The organism is Shewanella marinintestina, assembly GCF_023283845.1.
GTDB lineage: Bacteria > Pseudomonadota > Gammaproteobacteria > Enterobacterales > Shewanellaceae > Shewanella > Shewanella marinintestina.
The window spans coordinates 169972-190408 of record NZ_JAKILC010000002.1; the positions used below are offsets into that span (position 1 = coordinate 169972).

20 protein-coding genes and 1 tRNA gene are annotated in these 20437 nt (G+C 43.6%); 4 read left to right on the forward strand and 17 right to left on the reverse strand.

The genetic code is table 11. The features are described from left to right. Positions 1–102 precede the first annotated feature (102 nt). A complete protein-coding gene (rpoD, locus tag L2747_RS03105) occupies positions 103–1944 on the forward strand; it encodes an RNA polymerase sigma factor RpoD (RefSeq protein ID WP_248997639.1) in 1842 nt (613 codons plus the stop codon). 343 nt (positions 1945–2287) lie between these two features. Continuing rightward, a tRNA-Ile gene (locus tag L2747_RS03110) sits at positions 2288–2364 on the forward strand. Positions 2365–2586: 222 nt separating this feature from the next. On the opposite strand, the gene L2747_RS03115 is transcribed toward L2747_RS03110, so the two are convergent. Genes L2747_RS03115 through L2747_RS03130 form a run of 4 tightly spaced genes read right to left on the reverse strand, consistent with a single transcriptional unit; the run spans position 2587 to position 7115 of the window. Continuing rightward, positions 2587–4758: a c-type cytochrome gene (locus tag L2747_RS03115; RefSeq protein WP_248997640.1), complete on the reverse strand. Its 2172-nt coding sequence runs from the start codon at positions 4756–4758 to the stop codon at positions 2587–2589. Between the two features lies 1 nt (position 4759). After that, positions 4760–5374, reverse strand: coding sequence for a cbb3-type cytochrome c oxidase subunit II (locus L2747_RS03120; RefSeq protein WP_220779447.1), 615 nt, complete (start codon positions 5372–5374; stop codon positions 4760–4762). After that, on the reverse strand, positions 5367–6779 hold the full coding sequence (gene ccoN / locus L2747_RS03125) for a cytochrome-c oxidase, cbb3-type subunit I (RefSeq protein ID WP_220779445.1): 1413 nt from the start codon (positions 6777–6779) through the stop codon (positions 5367–5369). The genes L2747_RS03120 and ccoN overlap by 8 nt, the downstream gene beginning before the upstream one ends. A gap of 3 nt (positions 6780–6782) precedes the next feature. Beyond that, entirely contained in the window at positions 6783–7115 is a 333-nt protein-coding gene (locus L2747_RS03130) for a c-type cytochrome (protein ID WP_248997641.1), read from the reverse strand. A 676-nt stretch (positions 7116–7791) separates the two neighbouring features. Between L2747_RS03130 and L2747_RS03135 the strand changes: the two genes are divergently transcribed. Then, a complete protein-coding gene (locus tag L2747_RS03135; RefSeq protein WP_248997642.1) occupies positions 7792–8223 on the forward strand; it encodes a universal stress protein in 432 nt (143 codons plus the stop codon). 85 nt (positions 8224–8308) lie between these two features. Here L2747_RS03135 and gabD read toward each other — a convergent pair whose 3' ends face one another. From gabD to L2747_RS03150, 3 genes are all read right to left on the reverse strand, one after another. After that, positions 8309–9757, reverse strand: coding sequence for an NADP-dependent succinate-semialdehyde dehydrogenase (gabD, locus tag L2747_RS03140; protein ID WP_248997643.1), 1449 nt, complete (start codon positions 9755–9757; stop codon positions 8309–8311). 150 nt (positions 9758–9907) lie between these two features. Continuing rightward, complete coding sequence (gene cyaB, locus L2747_RS03145) at positions 9908–10465, reverse strand: class IV adenylate cyclase (RefSeq protein ID WP_248997644.1); 558 nt, start codon at positions 10463–10465, stop codon at positions 9908–9910. 193 nt (positions 10466–10658) lie between these two features. After that, positions 10659–10826 (reverse strand): hypothetical protein, encoded by a 168-nt coding sequence (locus tag L2747_RS03150; RefSeq protein ID WP_248997645.1) that lies wholly within the window; start codon positions 10824–10826, stop codon positions 10659–10661. Between the two features lie 183 nt (positions 10827–11009). On the opposite strand from L2747_RS03150, the gene L2747_RS03155 reads away from it, so the two are divergent. Further along, positions 11010–11354, forward strand: coding sequence for a DUF3634 family protein (locus L2747_RS03155; RefSeq protein WP_248997646.1), 345 nt, complete (start codon positions 11010–11012; stop codon positions 11352–11354). Between the two features lie 71 nt (positions 11355–11425). Here the strand turns inward: L2747_RS03155 and L2747_RS03160 are convergent, their stop codons facing one another. From L2747_RS03160 to L2747_RS03205, 10 genes are read right to left on the reverse strand one after another with little or no spacing between them, the layout of a single operon-like run. Next, positions 11426–11968: a DUF3833 domain-containing protein gene (locus tag L2747_RS03160; RefSeq protein WP_248997647.1), complete on the reverse strand. Its 543-nt coding sequence runs from the start codon at positions 11966–11968 to the stop codon at positions 11426–11428. Further along, on the reverse strand, positions 11956–12645 hold the full coding sequence (locus L2747_RS03165; protein WP_248997648.1) for a chalcone isomerase family protein: 690 nt from the start codon (positions 12643–12645) through the stop codon (positions 11956–11958). Before L2747_RS03165 ends, L2747_RS03160 begins: the two co-directional genes overlap by 13 nt. A 28-nt stretch (positions 12646–12673) precedes the next feature. Beyond that, entirely contained in the window at positions 12674–13183 is a 510-nt protein-coding gene (locus L2747_RS03170; RefSeq protein WP_248997649.1) for a DUF2878 domain-containing protein, read from the reverse strand. Positions 13184–13214: 31 nt separating this feature from the next. Next, the gene (locus L2747_RS03175; protein WP_248997650.1) at positions 13215–14462 is read right to left on the reverse strand and encodes an SAM-dependent methyltransferase; all 1248 of its coding nucleotides are present in this window, start codon (positions 14460–14462) and stop codon (positions 13215–13217) included. Further along, on the reverse strand, positions 14462–15232 hold the full coding sequence (locus L2747_RS03180; RefSeq protein WP_248997651.1) for a DUF1365 domain-containing protein: 771 nt from the start codon (positions 15230–15232) through the stop codon (positions 14462–14464). Before L2747_RS03180 ends, L2747_RS03175 begins: the two co-directional genes overlap by 1 nt. Next, positions 15229–16509: an NAD(P)/FAD-dependent oxidoreductase gene (locus tag L2747_RS03185; protein ID WP_248997652.1), complete on the reverse strand. Its 1281-nt coding sequence runs from the start codon at positions 16507–16509 to the stop codon at positions 15229–15231. The genes L2747_RS03180 and L2747_RS03185 overlap by 4 nt, the downstream gene beginning before the upstream one ends. Next, a complete protein-coding gene (locus tag L2747_RS03190) occupies positions 16506–17399 on the reverse strand; it encodes an SDR family NAD(P)-dependent oxidoreductase (protein WP_248997653.1) in 894 nt (297 codons plus the stop codon). Before L2747_RS03190 ends, L2747_RS03185 begins: the two co-directional genes overlap by 4 nt. Next, entirely contained in the window at positions 17396–17926 is a 531-nt protein-coding gene (locus tag L2747_RS03195) for a nuclear transport factor 2 family protein (RefSeq protein ID WP_248997654.1), read from the reverse strand. Before L2747_RS03195 ends, L2747_RS03190 begins: the two co-directional genes overlap by 4 nt. Further along, positions 17923–19449: a deoxyribodipyrimidine photo-lyase gene (gene phrB / locus L2747_RS03200; protein WP_248997655.1), complete on the reverse strand. Its 1527-nt coding sequence runs from the start codon at positions 19447–19449 to the stop codon at positions 17923–17925. The genes L2747_RS03195 and phrB overlap by 4 nt, the downstream gene beginning before the upstream one ends. Then, a complete protein-coding gene (locus L2747_RS03205) occupies positions 19436–20437 on the reverse strand; it encodes a MerR family transcriptional regulator (RefSeq protein ID WP_248997656.1) in 1002 nt (333 codons plus the stop codon). The genes phrB and L2747_RS03205 overlap by 14 nt, the downstream gene beginning before the upstream one ends.

Here is a 20437-nt window from a genome sequence, read left to right on the forward strand (position 1 = left end):
CACTTGGACTAGCACAGACAAGCGCCGAAGGCTATAATTGACGACTTGCGTGGCTGTTTTTTGCCCGTCGTTTTAACTGTATTCCCAACTTGGATGATATCTATGGATCATACTCCGCAGTCGCAACTTAAATTGTTGCTCGCCAAAGGTAAAGAGCAAGGTTACTTAACCTATGCAGAAGTGAACGATCACTTACCTGCAGACATGGTCGATTCTGACCAGATTGAAGATATTATCCAGATGATCAATGACATGGGTATTCGAGTCTATGAACAGGCTCCGGATGCTGATGAAATCATGATGTCTGAAGACAGCACCGATGATGATGCTGCAGAAGAAGCTGCTGCTGCACTTGCAACAGTAGAAGCTGAATTAGGTCGTACTACCGACCCAGTACGTATGTATATGCGTGAAATGGGTACCGTTGAACTTCTAACCCGTGAAGGCGAGATTGTTATCGCTAAGCGTATCGAAGAAGGCATCAACACGGTTCAAGCATCGGTTGCGGAATACCCGCAAGCGATTGCCATGATCCTTGAGCAATACGACCGTTACGAAGCTGAAGAAGTCAGACTTTCTGACATTATCTCTGGATTTGTCGATCCAAATGCAGAAGATGTCGCTCCAACAGCGACTCACGTTGGTTCAGAATTATCTGATGATGATTTAGATGATGAAGATGACGATGACGATGATGATGACGATGATGCAGAGGAAGAGGAAGGTCCAAAAGGTCCGGATCCTGAAGAAGCTAAAGAGAAGTTCACAACACTTCGTCTAGCTCACGAAAATGCATTAAGAATTATCGCTGACAAAGGTCGTGGTCACCCAGAGTCGACTGTAGCACTATTTGAAATTGGCGAGATCTTCAAAGAGTTCCGTTTGATGCCTAAGCAGTTCGACCGCTTAGTTAAGAACATGCGCTCTATGATGGACAAAGTCCGTGTTCAAGAACGTTTGATCATGAAGCTTTGTGTTGAACAAGCCAAAATGCCGAAGAAAAACTTCGTCAAAGTATACACTAGCAACGAAAGCAGCATCGAGTGGTTCAACGACGAGTTAGCATCAGGTAAGCCATATGTAGAAGGTCTACAAATGGTTGAATTTGATGTTCAACGTTGCCGTGCAAAGCTTGACGCAATCGAGACAGAAACAGGTCTTGCTATTGGTGCTATTAAAGATATCAACCGTCGTATGTCTATCGGTGAAGCGAAAGCTCGTCGTGCGAAGAAAGAGATGGTTGAAGCGAACTTACGTCTAGTAATTTCTATCGCGAAAAAGTACACCAACCGTGGTCTACAATTCTTGGATCTAATTCAGGAAGGTAACATCGGTCTGATGAAAGCGGTAGATAAGTTCGAATACCGTCGTGGTTATAAGTTCTCGACCTATGCAACTTGGTGGATCCGTCAGGCGATCACTCGCTCTATTGCTGACCAAGCAAGAACGATACGTATCCCAGTACATATGATTGAAACGATCAACAAGCTTAACCGTATCTCTCGTCAAATGCTGCAAGAGATGGGACGTGAGCCTTCTCCTGAAGAGTTGGCAGAGCGCATGTTAATGCCTGAAGATAAGATCCGTAAGGTACTTAAGATTGCTAAAGAGCCTATCTCAATGGAAACGCCTATTGGTGACGATGAAGATTCGCACTTAGGTGACTTTATTGAAGATACGACGCTTGAACTACCTCTTGATTCAGCGACAGGCGAAAGCTTGAAGAACGCGACTCACGAAGTACTAGCAGGTCTTACAGCTCGTGAAGCTAAAGTACTGCGTATGCGTTTCGGTATCGACATGAACACTGACCACACGCTAGAAGAAGTGGGTAAGCAGTTTGACGTAACACGTGAACGTATTCGTCAGATTGAAGCTAAAGCGCTACGTAAGTTACGTCACCCTTCTCGCTCAGAGATCTTAAAGTCATTCTTAGACGAGTAGTCTAGTTATTGATATTGAGTAGCCGTTTTACACGGCATCTCAAATAGAAAAGCTGCCGAATCGGCAGCTTTTTTTTGCTTAAAATTAATGTCGGTAAACAAAATCAGCTGTATTAAACATTCTTACGAATCAAGTTTAGACCTTTCTTATTCAATGCTAAATTTCTGAATTAACCGCAAAAGTTCTATTCAGTTTAACTGCTAATATAAAAACTAACGCAATATTGATTAACAGATAGGCAGTCGTGCTGTTATAAGCAGTTTTTAGCAAAATCGCTGGTGACAAGCAGTTACAAACCTCGTATACTTCTTTCCGCTTTCGATAGTGACGACTATCTTAAGTCGGCCCCTTAGCTCAGTTGGTTAGAGCATACGACTCATAATCGTCAGGTCCACAGTTCAAGTCTGTGAGGGGCCACCAATTTAAACAAAAAAGCCTACCTCGTGTAGGCTTTTTTGTATCTGTAGAAAATGACATTACATCATGTAAAAGCCGTAATCGTCATCAATTCATGCAGTTCAAGGCTACGGATACATTCCCCACAACCTAAATGATTTAAGCTCAAACGAGCCTCTGTCTAGTCCTAAAATAAAAAAGCCTACACAGTGTAGGCTTTAAATATGGCATAAAACTGTCCTGAGATTAGTCGATACTAATATCACCGTCTCTATGGTCATACATATCAGGCGTGGTATGCAGATTGCCTGCAAAGCCAGCTTTCTCTAATTGCCTACGAACCGCTTTAACCTGCTCAGCTGTAACCGGCTCTTTTCTATCACCTAAATAGTAACGAACGAAGCTAATAAGATTTGCCAGCTCAGTATCCGTCAATACATTTTGGAAGCTGGTCATCGGCATAAAATTACGTTCTTCATCTAAGTAGGTCGGTGACAGCCCACGTATTGTCACAGCAATTGTATTAAACGGATCACTGTGCATAATGATGCCGTTATTTAGCAGAGTTGGTGCAATCGGATCTCGTCCTTTACCGTCTTCACCATGACAAGCCCCACAAGTCTCTGCATACAATGAATAAGCATTGAATTGCTTATCAGCATAAGCTTCTTGGGTAAAACCCGTTGGGCTCAGTTGCTGTGTATCTGCTGGAATGGTGTTGTATTCATCGCCCACCAGCAAATACCGTGAGATGGTTTTAATATCATCACGCGTCATTAAACTCGTGCTATTTTTCACTACATCAGCCATACCAGCAAATGCAGAGCCTTTTGAAGAGTGCCCGGTATGTAAAAAGTCGGTTAGTGACTCCATATCCCAGCGGTCTTGATAAAGCTCTTTAGCGCTAATATCAGGCGCGTTCCAGCCATCAATTAAATTACCTTGGAATATCTTCTCAGGGATCAAGGCCTGAGCAAGATTACGCGGCGTATGACACTCGCTACAATGACCAAGTCCCATCACCCAATACTTACCCTGTTGCCACTCTTTTAACTCTTGCTCAGTTAATTCAACATGTTTAGGAGCCTCATAAGATAGCGGCGCTGTATCCATAAAGACCAAGTTCCAACCCAATAGTCCGGTACGAATATTTGATGGAAAGATCATCTCATTCTTATCATTTTGCCTCGCGACTGCGGTAATCGACTGCAAATAACTCCACAAATCCTGAGTGTCTTGCTCTTTTAAATATTGATACGAGGTGTAAGGCATTGCAGGGTAGAGATAACCATGACGGCCCTTTCCCTCATACAAGGCAGCCTTAAAGTCGGCGTAATCATCACTGCCTATGCCTTCACTCACATGCGGGGTGATATTGGTTGAATATACGGTACCAAATGGGGTTTTAAATGGCAGTCCACCAGCAAAGCGCTCGCCACCTTCTGAGCTGTGACAGGCGACGCAATCACCGGCATTAACTAAATATTCACCACGTTTAACCGCTTCAGGATCAAGTGCTGCTAACCTCGCATCGCGTTCTAGACGCTGCTCTGTTATATAAGCGCCAACAGCTAAGATTTCGTTATTACTTAACTGCGATTCAAACCCAGGCATAAGATTATTTAGACCGAAATCAATGGTGTGTTTAATTTCTTCAATACTGCCACCATGCAGCCAAATGGCATCATTGAGTAAGGGCGCACCAATTTGCGTATTGGCAACCGTGCCATCGCCATGACAACTGGCACAATATTGAGTAAATATGCCTTTACCAAGATCAATCTTCACCTGTGGTGCATTTAAATTACGTCGCTCAGGCTGCAGTGAAGCAATGTAATAAGCCATCTTAGTTATTTGATCATCAGATAAAATACCTTTCCAGCCTGGCATTGCACCATGACGCCCCTTTTCTATCGAATGTAAAATCTCCGACTCGCTGCCTCCATAAAGCCACTCATTATCAACCAGATTTGGAAAGTGTTTTTGCCCTTGCGCATTACGGCGGTGACAAGCAGCACAATGAGTTTCAAATAATGATGCACCGCTATTGGTAATCACTTTATTTTTAGCCAGCGCCATTAAACTTTTATCATTTAATGGCGCCATTTCAATTTCTAAATCGGTTACAGGCGAGCTCAAAGCATCATCACTTTGCACCCAGCCCATTAAGCCATTCCAATTACCTAACCCCGGGTAGAGAATTAAGAAGATAACTGACATAACAAATGCGACTAGGTAAGAAATAAACAGCAATCTAGGAGGCGGCGCATCGTTTTCATCAATGCCATCAAAGGTATCAATGGTTTTATGTTCATCAGCACTGTGATTGTCACGCCAATACTTAATAATAACCAGCGCCATAAAACTAAGAAAAATAACGATGAATCCTACTACCCATACATTCCAGAAAACAGTCATATTAACGCTCCTGATCACTGGCTGTGTCTTGCCCTAAGCTTTGCAGATATTGAACCAAAGCCTCCCCTTTACTTACGCCTCTAACCGCAAGCCTCGCTCTTTCAATCTCGTTATCGGAGTATGGAACGCCTAATGTTTGCAGCGCCCGCATTTTGGCTTCAATTTCATCTCCAGTGAGCACCTGTTCAAATAACCATGGATAAGCAGGCATTAATGATGTCGGTACAACCTGTCTTGGATTTATTAGATGGATCCGCTGCCATTGCTCAGAGTATTTTCGGCCCAGATTCGTTAAGTCAGGCCCTGTGCGTTTAGACCCCCACAAATTAGGAAACTCGTAGATATCGTCCGCTTCTTTATTGGCTCTGCCATCACGCTTAACTTCAGGGTCTATGTTTCGTACCATTTGTGTATGACAAACATGACAGCCTTCACTGATATAAACGTCACGCCCTGACACCTCAATTGCTGTTAATGGTTTAGCCAGCGAGTTAGCCCTAATTTCGTCAGTACGTACTAAGTTCGGTACAATTAGCACTACAATTGAGAAACTCGCGACAACCACAGTTGCGACAATGAGGATCACCAAAGATTGGGTAAAGTCTTTACTAAGCATCTTTACTACCCTCCACTAATTCAGTTGCAGTAACCGTCTTATATAAGTTAAATGCCATCAATAACAGACCGAATACAAAGCATGCACCGCCAAAGAAACGTACAAACAACCAAGGAGCTTTAAAGTCCATGGCCTCAACAAAACTGTAGACAAGCGAGCCATTTTCTTGCTGAGCAAGCCACATGTAGCCTTCACCAATCCCAGCAACCCACAAGGCAATAGCGTATAGGGCAACACCTAGATGGGCTAACCAAAAGTGCCATTTAAGTAATCGCTGCGACCAGAGACCGTCCTTTCCCCAAAGCCTTGGAATGAAATAATAAAATACTGCGATACCTGACATTCCCACCCAGCCAAGCGCTGCGGAATGCACATGTCCAATAATCCATTCAGTGTTGTGAGCTAACATATTAAACCAACGGATTGCCAGCAATGGTCCCTCGAATGTCGCTAAGCAGTAATACAAAATAGCCGACATAAAGAACCACATGATGTAATCGGTTTTCAACTTGGCTTTATTCTGCAGTAGCGTCATCGCACTATTAAATGCACCTGCCCATGAGGGTAGCCACAAGATAAGTGACATAACAATACCGATGTTTTGCACCCACACAGGGACTGATGAGTAAACCAGATGATGGGTTCCCGCCCAAGTATAGAAACCGACTAGTCCCCAGAAATGAATAATCGACAAGCGATAGGAATAGATAGGACGTTCAGAGATCTTGGGGATGAAGTAATAGTTCATACCAATGATACCAGCTGTTAATAAGAAACCTACCGCGTTGTGGCCCCACCACCACTGCACAATGGCATCTTGGGCACCTGCAAACACTGAGTACGACTTCATAAAGTAAGCGGGCAAGGCTAGATTATTGAGGATAAAAATCAGTGCAATAACGATGATAAACGCACCAAAAAACCAATTAGCGACAAAGATATGATGTACTTTTCGTTTCGCGATAGTGCCAAAAAACAGTACTGCATACAGTACCCAAACAATGACAATTAAGATGTCTATTGGCCACTCGAGTTCCGCATACTCTTTACTGGTCGTATAACCTAACGGCAAACTAATCAGCGCAAGCATAAGCACCAGTTGCCAGCCCCAAAACACCATCCAAGACAGGCTTCTGTTAAATAACCTTGTTTGACCCGTCCGCTGCACAATATACAAGGATGTACCCATCAAGATATTAACCACAAAGCCATATATCACCCCAGATGTGTGCAAGGGACGTAGACGACCAAATTGAATATATTCAGAATCAAAATTAAGTGCCGGCCAGTAGAGCTGCGCGGCTAATACAACGCCAATAAACATACCCGCTATCGACCAGCCAAGTGCTGCAATAATAAAATACCGAACGACTTTTACATCATAGTTATCAGTGCCTACTAGCATGCCCTACTCCTCTTCTTTTTTCGTGCCCAAAACCGAGTAATAGTAGGAGATGTCTTTCATATCCTGTTCGCTAAGTGTGTCAGCTTGCTGTTGCATCAAAATAGCTAAACCACTGGTGCGCTGTCTGGATTGATAATCTTTTAAAGAGGAGATCAAATACCCCATCTTTTGACCACGTAAATTAGGGTAAGGATCAATAGTAGATATGCCGTCTTCACCGTGGCAGGTCATACAAACCTTGGCTTTCTCCTTGCCAATTTTAAAGCTGGGGTCATAGTCAGCGGCTGCAGCCGTTGTCCAAAATAGTAGTATTAATAGTAGGGATATTTGGTTCATAAGCAGTCTCTTATCTTCTTGTGCACCTTATTGAAACTAGTCGGTATAAATTGAATTGCCACAATTTGCGCAATTATTCACCTATTAATTCGTACGTAATGAACAACGATTGAGTTCAATAATTATTTTTCCGACTTGAACAGCCCTTTGACCGAAATGAATGTGCCTACTGAAATAGCGCATTTCATCTGCGATATTGATCTCACTAAAGCTAAAATTAACAATAATTAAGGCTGGTATTTTTGTGACTTTTATCAAGTATATATCTGACAAGCTATGGGATATTTATGACTCAAATTAGCTTTATCAAACCTAAATTAGAGGTCTTTTATGGATTTTATAAGACATGTTCCCGCGCTATTTTCTTTAATAATGGGAATTGCTATTGTTGAGTGCTGCGTCATCATTTTTGGCGTAACCATAAAACGACTGCAAAATATGTTTATAAAAACCTAAGCTCTACCTGTTTGATAAAGTCCGCTATAGCGGACTTTTTTATGCGAGTAAAGCCTTGGTAAGGACGCCTCAACCAGTATTCAATAACAACTATGCCTATTCACAAACTTGATTTACTCACAGCAATACAGCGCCTATATTTAAAGTAAGCAATCAATCACTAAACAAGCCAATAAAAGCCTTTATCGATACAGCAAAGCTAGGGATATAGGAGGGTGTTATGCGTAGCAAACAAATCCTTTGCCCAACTGACTTTTCAGAAACGGCATCACATGCAATAAGTTACGCAATTGAAATGGCAAACTTATATGAGGTAGGCGTCCGTCTTTTACACGTAGTCGACAAACCCTTTGGCGATAAACACACTCGTGTACTGGCAGAGACGCAAGATCAGCTCAACGAGAGAATGGAAAAACAAGCCGCAATAGAAATGCAACAGTACATTGACTCTATGGATGAGTACTTCCCTTTTGAAAGTGCCATTTGCCATGGTCATCCTGTAGAGCAGATCTTAGTAACCGCGAAAAATATGGATGCTGGCATGATAGTGATAGCCAGTCATGGACGTACTGGCTTAAACCATTTTCTGAACCCAAATACCGCAGAAAAGGTCGTTAACAAAGCACACTGCCCAGTATTAGTTGTTAAATAAGACACTAGCTATTTTTTTAACTTAGTTTGGGTTTATGGATTTAGCTTAAGGGGCGCTGGCTCGCCCCTATGATTCAATGACCGTATTAAACCGACATACAGATATATTTCATCTCTACGTACTCTTCAATCCCAAACTTAGAGCCTTCACGCCCCAGACCCGATGACTTGATGCCGCCAAAGGGAGCTACCTCGGTTGAGATTAATCCCGTATTTACACCGACCATGCCATACTCTAATGCCTCGGCCACTTTCCAGACTAATGAGATATCGCGACCATAAAAATAGGCTGCTAAGCCAAACTCGGTGTCGTTAGCCTGCTGGATAACATCATCAACATTAGAAAACTTAAACAGTGGTGCTAATGGGCCGAAGGTTTCTTCTTTAGCAACCAACATGGTTTTATCGACATCAGTAATAATAGTAGGCTCGAAAAAGTGGCCGCCAATACTGGCAAGCTTACCGCCAGCAAGCAGCTTAGCGCCTTTTGATAACGCATCATCTAGATGAGATTGCACCTTAGCGACTGCATCAGCACTAATAAGCGGGCCGGTTGTAACACCCGGTTCAGTTCCCACTCCGATGTTGAGTTTAGCCACTGCCGCAGCAAGCTTGCTAGCAAACGCGTCGTAGACTTTATCTTGCACATAGATTCGATTAGCGCAGACACAAGTTTGGCCAGCATTACGATATTTTGCGATCATTGCACCTTCAACGGCGGCATCAATATCGGCATCATCGAACACGATAAAAGGCGCATTGCCCCCCAATTCGAGCGACATTTTTTTAAGTGTAGGCGCGCACTGTTGCATCAGCTTTATCCCTACCGGCGTCGAGCCAGTAAACGATAACTTACGCACAGTGGGGTTAGCACATAGCTCATTACCTATCGCTACCGCATCACCTGTGACCACATTAAATACGCCTTTAGGAATGCCAGCTCGTTCGGCTAATTCAGCCAAAGCCAAAGCAGTAAAAGGAGTCTGCGGTGCTGGCTTAACCACCATAGTGCAGCCCGCGGCTAATGCCGGCGCGGCTTTACGGGTGATCATCGCTGCAGGAAAGTTCCAAGGTGTAATGGCAGCCGTTACGCCAACGCTTTGCTTAATTACCATCAAGCGCTTATCAGCCTGGTGACCAGGAATTGTGTCGCCGTATATACGCTTGGCTTCTTCGCTAAACCATTCAATAAAAGATGCAGCGTAAGCAACCTCTCCTTTAGCTTCGACGAGCGGCTTTCCTTGCTCTGTTGTCATTAACAAGGCTAAATCATCTTGGTGCGCTAACACTAATTCAAACCAACGAGTTAACTTACTACTGCGCTCTTTTGCAGTTAATGCCCGCCATGCAGGCAGTGCTGCTTCAGCAGCATCAATTGCCGCTTTAGTTTCATCTGCTCCCATAACTGGTACAGAGCCTATGACATCAAAAGTTGCTGGGTTAGCAATATCTATCGTGCTTTGATTATTTGCATCACACCATTGACCATTGATGTAACATTGCTGACGTAGCAAATTTATATCATTAAGCTGCATGGGCGTTCCTTTATTTGATAACACAATCAGTAAGTTTTTCGATAACTGGCAACAAAAATTCTTGCAACACTGAGGTTGCCGAACCATTAGGACTCTTAAGAAGAGCATTTGTTCCTGTAAACTTCACCCTGCAAAACCGTCAAACTCAGGTCATTGCGAGTAGCTACCCTGTAATGCTTCTTGCAACTGACGATAAGAATTGTGCTCTTCCATATCAGGAGTTAACCCCAAGCTTGCTGCTAATGCCAGTAATTCAGACTTATAACGTGCAAGAGAGGCCTCGTCATCAGTCATGATGGCAAGCTCAGCGAAGTCACCGACTCCAGCTAAGGTATCAACCGTGATATGAAACTCACCTAAAAAGTAGATACTGCGAGTCTTATGTAACTCTAAAACCCGCTCAAATCCCATTGTAAACAGCATGCTTTTAGCTCTATCACTGTCGCTAATATCGACCGCTTCGCAGCGATCCTTTTCGGGCCCTTTAACGATCCACAATTTAATGCCGGATGGCTGCATCTCTCGAATACATACACTCTTACGTTGCGTACCCAAAGTGTTACTCGGCATATCAAAGTAGCAATCATACTCTGCATTATCTTCAAGCATGACTTCAACGGCTAACAGCTTAAGCTTTTGTAAAAAATCGATTTTAGACTTCAGTCGATACTTAAATTCAACTTCATATTTACCAACAAAATGAGCCATTGTTATTACCGCTAAGCCAGATGAATGTAGTCAAAGAGTATACGCCGATAACACCATTAAAAACTGCTAAGTCTTCTAGAAAAATGGCTGAGAAATCAAATTTCTCAGCCATTTAGATAAGGCCATAATATCTTGTCTAACTCTTGTCTAACTAAGGCTATTAAACTTTAGCCACACTCGTTATGAACTGCCGCTATTTGAGCGGTTGCTCTGTAATAATTTCCGCCGCTACTTTACGCCAGCTTTGGCTCAGCTGCGTATGCTGCCTTTGGCGTTGGGGGAAAGTTTCAGATAAGTTTTCGAGGAGTTTGGCTTGTTTTTCACAAATCTCAAGCCAGCGATGCGCATTCGATATCGGCATAAAGTGTTTTCCCTAACCGTTTATGTTAACTATTAGCAGCGTTGATCCATTTAACGCCTCCACATTAAGGTAACGTGGATAGAATAAAAATTCCAATCTCGCGACATTGCCCTCTTTAAAATAATCAACCTGAGTAGTATCTTAACTTTAGGGCTTAAAGTGATTTAACGAAAAGGAAAGCGCATGACCCCAACCCTACTTAAAATTATTTTTATCGCCATAGCCATTTTTATTATCTACAAGCTGATTTTCAGCGGTAAAAAAGGTTTAACAGTGTTTGAGATGCACTTTAAGGATGGTCGCCTCACATCCCACAAAGGTAAGATTCCTGACAAATTTGCCAAAGAGTGCCGCTCCATTGCCAAATCAAATAAGCTGACTTGTACGGTTAGGGCTGAAAAACTTAATGGTGTGCGCCTGCATGTGTCTGCGAATGTCAGTGATGCACTGACACAGCGCATTAGAAATGTATTTCCATTTGAGTATTACGATAAGAAGCAGGTTGATAACAGCCGCAAAACATCATAAATGCTATAAAAGACCATTCAGTTCAAGGTTTGATATAGCCTTGAACTGATTCTTTTTAGTAAACCGGCTCACTATTCAACTTTAGATATCACCAAGGTGACCTCAGCCATGGTGATGCCGAACTTATTAATGTCACTACGATTGATTATCGTGTTGTCATCGATTAAAAACATCCAATCATCAAAGGTCACTTGGTACTCGGTGTCATCCACAGGCAACATCATCTCGTATTCCCATTGCAGCGCCATGCCCACAGCCTGCCCCTCGGCTTCGCCTAAAATATCATTTGCCGTACCAGAGTATTTGCCGTTACCAAGATAGGTGATTTTCCAAATCCTTATCTGCTTTTCGCCGTCATCGTAAATAAACCACTCTTTAATTTCGCCTTGATTACCTTGCCAACTGGCCAGCATATCAACAGTAAAACGCCTAACGACCTTGCCACTGTAATCTTGCACTGTGCCATGGGCTGTGAGTTTTCCGTCAAAGAACTGCTTTAAATCAAGATCCGGCGTTGTACCTTGATAATCATTAATATCGGAGCTTGAGCAGGCTGTTAGCAACAATAACACCATTGCGGCCATACCTTGTTTGACCTTATTTAACAGTCGCATGCAAGCTCTCCTAATAATTGTTTTCTCAGTTCTGGACGGCTGGTTGATTCAGATAACCAAATCGCTAGAAAGTCTTCACTAAAGCCTTTAGGCATCGGCTCCGATAACGGTTCACCATTAAAGTAAAATTGGCTTACACCCGAGCCCAATACTCGTAGAGTCAGCTTGTCGCCCTCACTCACGTCAGGCCAAATAGACTTGATGGCAGCGAGCCATTTTTGTTGGTTCTGTTCACTCACACCTAAATGCTGCCACTGATCTAAGGTGGCTTCGACTAAGCGTTTACTTGGAATATCTTGGTAGTATTCGATATCTAACACTAACGGTGAATCACCTTGTTTATAGTCACCGTCTAACGTGAGTAATTTGGCGCGATACAGTGCAAACCACCACCATTGCATTTCTCCACGACCAACTTCTTTAAAGTCATCAGGCTGATACTGAGATAGCGCCTTGTAGGTTGTCGACATCTCTTCTGAAGGGCCTACTTGAGAACTTGTTGCTTGAAGGTCAACACCCTCGCTCGATGAAGAAACGATATGTGTCGATTCATCAATCAGCTGCTGAACAATCTTCGCCTCAGCTGAAACTGTTGACGCAAACAGAATCGCCAGCACACTGATCATGAATTTTGCAGCACCTAGAGTTACCACGCGAACAAATGATGTAACACGCATAATTTATCCCTATCGTCATCAGCTAGGTCTACAGCTGAGGCCGACTAACATTAACAAACATGGGAAACATTACGAGCCAAACGAAGAACAGGATCAATGCGCTGTAGAATAATTCTAACGGCAACACTACCGCTTCAAAACGCGCCCCTGCCAAGTAACTTAAACAGCCAAAGATGCCGCCAAGCAAAGCATTAAACTGCCAATTTAGTTTATGGGCAAAGCCTAAACTGTAGCGTAAAGAAATAGCAAAGTGGCACCATATCAATAACAGCCAAAAAGGAAACTGCTGAAATTGAAACACACCCGCTAACATTAAGGCGCTATCGAAGGCAAATCCAAATATAGCGACCTTGAGCATCAAGCTTAAATCCTGGCGCACTTCGCTAGACAAACCAAAGTGAACCAGCAATAGCGGTATAGTCAGCCACAAGGATGAGTTTAAGTACAAGATAGATAGCCACCAAACCGCTTGAAACATTAGCAGATTGATGACTATCAAGTGCTGCTGCGCAAACTTAACCAAGCGATTTGGCATCATGCTAACTCCAGAAATCACAGAACACTCTCGACTAGCTATTGGGCTGCAAGCGATATTGTGGACGCACTGCGACTAAATGCACGGTACTGGTGGTTCTTTCCAAAAAGCCGCCTTCACAGTAGCTTAAGTAGAACTTCCACATGCGAATAAAGTCATCACCGTAACCAAGCGCTTTTATCTTAGGTAGCGCCGCATCAAAGTTATCGTGCCAGTCTTTCAGCGTTTTAGCATAATCGAGCCCCATATCATCAACCGACCAAGTAACAAAGTCAGTATGCATAGTAAGCTCATTGGTCATACGTGTCACCGAAGGCAGACAACCACCGGGGAAGATATAGCGTTGAATAAAGTCTGCCCCCTTGCGGTAGCTGTCGTAACGTTGATCGGCAATAGTGATGGCTTGGATCAGTAAGCGGCCATTAGGCTTAAGCAAATTCTGTAATTTTTTGAAAAATCCCGGTAAGTATTCGTGCCCTACCGCTTCGATCATTTCAATCGACACCACGCGGTCATACTCACCGGTTAAGATGCGGTAATCATCTTTAAGCAAGGTCACCGAATCTTGCAGCCCTTCTTCGGCCACCCTAGCCACCGCATAGTCATATTGCGCATCAGAAATCGTAGTAGTGGTGACCTTAACGCCGTAATGTTTAGCGGCGTAAATAGCTAGCGCGCCCCACCCAGTTCCCACCTCTAATAGAGTTTGCCCAGGAGTTAAATCTAGACGTTCACAAATCGTTTTTAACTTGTGTTGCTGCGCCTCATCAAGAGACGCACCGCTGTGTGGATAAAGCGCACTTGAATACAGCATATCTTTATCTAAAAACTGCTGGTACATTTCATTGCCCAGATCATAGTGGGCCAAGATATTACGCTTAGAACCAGCCTCTGTATTTCGGTTAAACAGATGAGTCAAGCGGCTAAAAGGCGCCGTCAACCAAGATAGCTTTTGCTCAAGCTTATCTAATAACGGCAAATTGCGCGCAAATAGCTGCACCACTTTGGTTAAGTCAGGGCTGGTCCAATGGGCTTGAATATAAGCTTCGCCCGCACCAATCGAGCCAGATAAGAGTATTTGTCGATAAAAACGGGGATTATTAACGATTATCGTGGCGTGTAAGTCAGACTCTTTACGGCCAAACTCGTAACTCTTATCACCATCGATAAGGCTTAAATGGCCTTCAGCCAAGCCTGGCAATGCGCTGAGCAATAACTTTCTCGCCAAACTGTCAGGTAGACGCTCTGTGGCCAGATTATTTTTAGTGGTTATATTTTCCATTATCTTTTCTCCGCTGGCTTACCTGGATGCCCAACAAAAGGCACACGTTTTATAAATAGTTTAAGTGCTTGCCAATAAATACCCTGAACGATTTTAAGCGTCATCAAGGGAAAACTAATCAGCATTGATTGCAAACTTTTGGCACTAATCTCGCGTTTGAATAAACATAAATTGGCATCAAATAACTTCTGCGTGTTGCGGTTTTCAATACCTACCCTCACTTCACTACTTGGCGCTTTCACTCGCCAAACGTATTTCATATCAAGATCCATAAAAGGCGAAACATGAAACACTTTATCTGTTGGCTGAGTATGCTCAAGATTGACCAAGTAATAGTGACGTTGATTCCAAGGCGTGTTACTCACCTCGGCCAATAAATACTTAGGCTGATCCCCCTGATAACAAAAAAAGCAGTTTATTGGGCTAAAATAGATGCCAAAGTGTCTAACTTGACCCACAAATACCACGCGATTACAGCCTGGTTTTGCATCTAATTCTGCTGCTTTGTTGAGTACTTTTGTCTTTAAATCTTGCTGCTGTTTGCCACAGTTTGCTAAATAATCTGTTTGCTCAAATCGCAATGGCGCAAAACCCTTTGACGAAAATACCCAACTCACCTCTTCTAATCGTTCTAGCTCATCGAGATCGATGCCCAACATTGCCATTTGATAATCGAAACTGTGCTTAGTGGGGCTATAGCGACGATGCATTACCTTGCCGCTATACACGCCGCTAACAAATGGTTCAGCCTTTAACGGTGCTTGTGTCATAAACGCATTCCAAAGGCTTCACACACATCAAATGCACTGTGAACACCATCTTCATGAAAGCCGTTATACCAATACGCCCCAGCAAAATGGGTGTGGTTAACACCGGAGATTAATTGTCGTTGTGACTGAGCTTGTAAGCTTTGCTCATTAAAAACCGGATGCGCATAATTAAATGTACGTAATACCTTGTCAGGTGAGATCAACTCAGATTGATTTAACGTCACACAAAATGTTGGCGTGCCAGCTGGCAGGCGCTGCAAGATGTTCATGTTATAAGTCACAGAAGCTTGTCGCTGAGTATTACCATCTAGGCGATAGTTCCAGCTTGCCCAAGCCGCTTGGCGCTTTGGCATTAAACTTTCGTCAGTGTGGAGCACCACTTCATTATTTTGATAGGCAAGCTTACTCAGCACTTGCTGTTCGTCGGCTGTGGCGTCTTGTAACATCGCCAGTGCTTGGTCGCTATGACAAGCCAAAACAACTTCATCAAACTCTTGCCACTCACCTTGGCTTATCTGTAATTGCGCGCCGCTGTTAGTGCGTTTAATGGCGGTTACAGGGCTGTTTAAATGAATCGATTGTTTAAAAGGGGCAATTAAGTCAGGAATATAACTTCGCGAGCCTCCCTCAAGCACATACCACTGGGGTCTATCTGCGATGTTGAGTAAGCCGTGATTTTCAAAAAACTGGATAAAGAAACGCAGTGAGAAAGCGCGCATATCGTCAATACTAGATGACCAAATGGCAGCGCCCATTGGCAGTATATAATGTTCACTAAAGAAGTCACTAAACCCTTCGGTATCGAGCAGTTCACCCAAGGTTTGATATTGATAGTTATCCGCCGAAAAAGCCTGCTTACAAAGCTTGTTGAAACGTAAAATTTCCCGAATAAACAACCAGAATCTAGGTCTGAATAAATTTCGTTTTTGTGCAAAAAGGCTAGATAAAGTATTGCCGTTATACTCAAGCCCAGTTGTTGCATTGTGCACACTAAAACTCATCTCTGTGGCTAAGGCCTTAACGTTAAGACGCGCTAATAGCTGCTCAAACCTAGGATAAGTTCGGTCGTTAAACACGATAAAGCCAGTATCAATAGCGTACTCTTTACCCGCCACTTCCACATCAACTGTAGCAGTGTGTCCACCTATGTAGTCATTGGCCTCAAAGACAGTGACATCGTGTTTTTGCGATAAAATATGTGCGCTAGTTAAGCCTGAGATCCCGGTACCGACAATCGCTATTCTTTTGCGCTGCTTGCTGTTTTCAACGATATTCATGGGCTCACCTTTTGTTTTTCTTTAGTGTTGGCTTTTTTATCTTTAGGTTGTTGCTGATTGCTTTTTGACTGGCTACTTTGCAGCTTATCTTTGGCAGGTAAATCTAATGCACCGTCTTCAATCTGACTAATCTCATCAGGCTCTTTTGCACCGCTTAAATGCTCCCAAATACCACGTGGTAGTAACGCAATAAACTTCAATAACAGAGTGAAACGCTTAGGAAAATGGATTTCCCTTACGCCTTTGTGCAAGCCTTTACGAATCGCATTGGATGCCTGTTCACTACTTTGCTGCATCGGCATAGCAAAATCATTTTTGTCAGTTAAGGGGGTTTTTACAAAACCCGGGCAGATGACGCTGACACCAATATCATGGGGCTTTAAGTCAATCGCTAAGCTCGATGCTAGATACTGCACTGCGGCCTTTGAGGCGCCATAAGCTTCAGCGCGAGGGAATGGTAGATACACAGCGCTGGACCCCATTAATGCCAGTCTACCGCCCTTGGCAATGAGCGGCGTGAAAGCCGATAAACAGTAGCCCATGGCAATAAGATTAGTACGGATCACGCGCTCAAACAGCTCGCCGTCAAAGTTAACCGCGTCATTGATATACTCACAACTTCCGGCATTTAAAATCACTAAATCTAGCGGTGCAGAAAGCTTAAGTTTGACGATAGCAACCTGTGCTTTAACCTCATCATTATCCGTGATATCAAATACCAACTGTTCAGCACCTTTAAGCTGCGATAGGGCTTGCTGATTACGACCACAAGCAAATACCTGCCAGCCTTCAGCGATATAATCTTGAGCCAGTTGCAAACCAATACCGGAACTAGCACCTGTGATAAGTACGCTATTTTGCTGTTTACTGATTAATTTGGCGGTATTCATTGTGATGCCTTTGACTTAACCAGCTTGACCAAGCTTCCTACTAAAGGAATATGTTCGTACAACATGGTTCCGAGGTCGAAAAAGTCCTGATGCTGATAAATTTTGTTGTTTAGCCCAAGAATGCTAACGCCTTCAACCGTAATATCCTCGCCTGCATTGAGCTTAGAGTGGCTAAATACCATGGTCCACTTGAGGGTTGCAGCACCTTGTTGATGGATAACCTGATGAATATCAAAATCAATTGACGCCACATTCTGATAAAGATTGGCAAAATAATGGGTTAGAGCGGGTAGACCTGATACATGATGTAGCGGATCGCTAAATTCGATGTCATTACTGTAAACCTGAGCAAGTAGGTGCAAATTGTCCTTATTGAGGTGTTGATACAGACGAATGAAGCTATCTATGAGTGCTTTTTCCTGCATCACTTGTGCTTGCGACGGTTTGTCACTTGATTGCTCATAGTCGCCTTGAGTCTCACTCAAAGATGACAAGTCTGTGGTTAATCGTTCTGCGCTAGCTGTCATCCGAAAATCTCCTTATCTAAATCCACACTACTGTCGCTACCTACTTGCCGTACTTGCTGAGCTCGAACTTGCAGAGCGTTAGCGCTTCCTTTCTTCATCGCTGACAAAACATCTATCGCGCGCATTCTGGCAAACTTATGCTCCACTATAGGAGAAGCATAGTCCGTTTCAACAAAAAGTTGTGCTTGAGTGGGTATTTTAAGCTTATGAATTAACTTCAAATCTACCTGTTCAAGCTCTGGTAAGTAGGTACGGATAAATGCGCCGGTTGGATCAAATTTTTCGCACTGTGAAATCGGATTAAATACTCGAAAATAGGGCTGAGCATCACAGCCTGTTCCTGCTGACCATTGCCAGCCACCATTATTAGCCGCTAAGTCGCCATCAATTAGTTTTTGTCTGAAATAACGCTCGCCCCAGCGCCAGTCGACCAGCAAATGTTTAGTCAAAAAACTCGCAGTCACCATACGTAGACGATTATGCATCCAACCCGTTTGGTTTAACTGTCGCATGGCAGCGTCCACTAACGGGTACCCTGTACGGCCTTCACACCAAGCTTGAAACTCCCGAGGGTTATTGCGCCATTTGATTTGGTCGGCCAAGGCATTAAAGTTGGCACTTTTAGATAACTTGGGAAATGCCACCAGCAAGTGACGATAAAACTCACGCCAAATCAATTCGTTTAACCAGCAGCGCCCAGGACTTTCGTCATGCACTAACGCATCAGGATAGTGACTTAACAGCACTTGCAAACATTGACGAGGACTAATGATGCCTACAGCGAGATAAGCTGAAAGCTGGCTAGTGCCATCAATCGCAGGAAAATCTCGACTCGCTTGATAATCTGCCACTTTATCTTTTGCAAATTGCCGTAGCTTGGCATGTGCAGCCAGCTCGCCGACCGGCCAGCGGCGGCTACTGGATTTTTCGCAATCAAACTCAACATAGTTTGGCATTGGTAATGGCGTAGCTATCGGCTCTGGGCGGGCTAAAGTTTGGATTGGAGCTTGCTTTGCTATCTCACGCCACTTTTTAGCAAAAGGCGTAAATACCTTATACATTTCCCCCGACAAGTTAAGCACGGATAAAGGCGGTAAAAAACAATGTTGCTGACTAAGCTCAAGATCGACTCCAGCCTCAATGACGGCGTGATCTCGGCGCTGCTCATTACACTCTGGCTCGCTAGTGGCAAACACCTTAGCAATCTGCCAATAGTTGATGTATTGCGACAGCAGTGCAGGCATCGCCTCAAAGTCATCCGAGTGACAAATATCCAGCGGGATCCCGAGCTCTGCGAGATCTATAGCAAGTTGATTAACCTGCCTTTCAATAAAGTCTAACTGAATCGATGCGGCGTCATGTAATGCCCACTGCTTAGGCGTAACAAAGAATATTGCCCGCACAACACCTTGATGCTCAGCAGCATACTGGCAAGCAGCCACTAGGCTTTGGTTATCATCAATGCGCAGATCATGTCTAAACCACACAAGCGTATTGCCATTCGTTGAGTCAGTATTTGGCATCTTGCTTTCCTTCCTCAGCTTCTTCAGAGACAATTTCTTGAGAGGTGTTTTCTATAGCGATATTTTCGTTGGAGATTATGGTTTTTGCTGGAGCTGCAATGCCACACTGCATCAGGAGTTTTGGTATATCGTAATGAGCCATTCCTAATGCTTGATTAACCACTTTGGCGTAATGACCTACCAGAAAAACTCCAGCATTGGCACTAGCAATAAACTCTTGTAATGCTTGGGTTTGCGTTGTAGTTAATTGTGGCTGCGCCACTAAAAACACTTGGCTACAGTTGAGTCGCTGCACGATAAAACTTAGCTCACTAACATTGGTGATTTTTATAAGATTATGATTAACGTGGTAGGCAGATAACTCGGCAGAAACAAGCAACGCATTGCTTGGTTTCCCCCCCAGAAAATCAACCAGCAACGAAGGCTTTTGAGCGTCGCCTTGCAGTTGAGCCAAGCGCCGTTTGGCGACACGAGCTGACAGTTCTTCAACAACCCAAGTTTCAATACTAGATGCATCGGGACGTCCCAGTAGCAAGCCTTCGAGTCCATTTAGCCAAGGCCAATACAGACCATTTTTTAGTACTGAAAACGGATACAGGCCTGAAAGCTCGGTAAGTTTACCGTTGAGGGCGGTGGCATTAAAATCGAGACAAGATTGATTTAAATATTCAATATGATCTAACCAAAGGTTTTGCTCTTCTACACTTAAGGCTTGTTTAGCTAAAGGCTTTACCGCAGCTTTTGTCTGCGAAGCTTTAAGCAGTGGCTTCACTTTGCTAATGGCCACACCTTGGTTTAGCCAAAACAGGATCTCTTCAATTTGGGCTAAATGAGACTCGCCGTATAGCCTGTGTCCTTTTGGGGTTCGTTTAGGGACAACTAAACCAAAGCGTCTTTGCCAAGCCCTTAAGGTCACCGGATTAACGCCTGTACGCTGGGCAGCGTCTCCAATGGTTAACCAAATTGCTTCATCTTCAATCTTATCCAT

What these genes read in the sequence shown, in the direction of transcription:
- rpoD (WP_248997639.1), top strand. Translation starts at nt 103, where the DNA reads ATGGATCATACTCCGCAGTCGCAACTTAAATTGTTGCTCGCCAAAGGT.
- L2747_RS03115 (WP_248997640.1), bottom strand. Translation starts at nt 4,758, where the DNA reads ATGACTGTTTTCTGGAATGTATGGGTAGTAGGATTCATCGTTATTTTT.
- L2747_RS03120 (WP_220779447.1), bottom strand. Translation starts at nt 5,374, where the DNA reads ATGCTTAGTAAAGACTTTACCCAATCTTTGGTGATCCTCATTGTCGCA.
- ccoN (WP_220779445.1), bottom strand. Translation starts at nt 6,779, where the DNA reads ATGCTAGTAGGCACTGATAACTATGATGTAAAAGTCGTTCGGTATTTT.
- L2747_RS03130 (WP_248997641.1), bottom strand. Translation starts at nt 7,115, where the DNA reads ATGAACCAAATATCCCTACTATTAATACTACTATTTTGGACAACGGCT.
- L2747_RS03135 (WP_248997642.1), top strand. Translation starts at nt 7,792, where the DNA reads ATGCGTAGCAAACAAATCCTTTGCCCAACTGACTTTTCAGAAACGGCA.
- gabD (WP_248997643.1), bottom strand. Translation starts at nt 9,757, where the DNA reads ATGCAGCTTAATGATATAAATTTGCTACGTCAGCAATGTTACATCAAT.
- cyaB (WP_248997644.1), bottom strand. Translation starts at nt 10,465, where the DNA reads ATGGCTCATTTTGTTGGTAAATATGAAGTTGAATTTAAGTATCGACTG.
- L2747_RS03150 (WP_248997645.1), bottom strand. Translation starts at nt 10,826, where the DNA reads ATGCCGATATCGAATGCGCATCGCTGGCTTGAGATTTGTGAAAAACAA.
- L2747_RS03155 (WP_248997646.1), top strand. Translation starts at nt 11,010, where the DNA reads ATGACCCCAACCCTACTTAAAATTATTTTTATCGCCATAGCCATTTTT.
- L2747_RS03160 (WP_248997647.1), bottom strand. Translation starts at nt 11,968, where the DNA reads ATGCGACTGTTAAATAAGGTCAAACAAGGTATGGCCGCAATGGTGTTA.
- L2747_RS03165 (WP_248997648.1), bottom strand. Translation starts at nt 12,645, where the DNA reads ATGCGTGTTACATCATTTGTTCGCGTGGTAACTCTAGGTGCTGCAAAA.
- L2747_RS03170 (WP_248997649.1), bottom strand. Translation starts at nt 13,183, where the DNA reads ATGATGCCAAATCGCTTGGTTAAGTTTGCGCAGCAGCACTTGATAGTC.
- L2747_RS03175 (WP_248997650.1), bottom strand. Translation starts at nt 14,462, where the DNA reads ATGGAAAATATAACCACTAAAAATAATCTGGCCACAGAGCGTCTACCT.
- L2747_RS03180 (WP_248997651.1), bottom strand. Translation starts at nt 15,232, where the DNA reads ATGACACAAGCACCGTTAAAGGCTGAACCATTTGTTAGCGGCGTGTAT.
- L2747_RS03185 (WP_248997652.1), bottom strand. Translation starts at nt 16,509, where the DNA reads ATGAATATCGTTGAAAACAGCAAGCAGCGCAAAAGAATAGCGATTGTC.
- L2747_RS03190 (WP_248997653.1), bottom strand. Translation starts at nt 17,399, where the DNA reads ATGAATACCGCCAAATTAATCAGTAAACAGCAAAATAGCGTACTTATC.
- L2747_RS03195 (WP_248997654.1), bottom strand. Translation starts at nt 17,926, where the DNA reads ATGACAGCTAGCGCAGAACGATTAACCACAGACTTGTCATCTTTGAGT.
- phrB (WP_248997655.1), bottom strand. Translation starts at nt 19,449, where the DNA reads ATGCCAAATACTGACTCAACGAATGGCAATACGCTTGTGTGGTTTAGA.
- L2747_RS03205 (WP_248997656.1), bottom strand. Translation starts at nt 20,437, where the DNA reads ATGGATAAGATTGAAGATGAAGCAATTTGGTTAACCATTGGAGACGCT.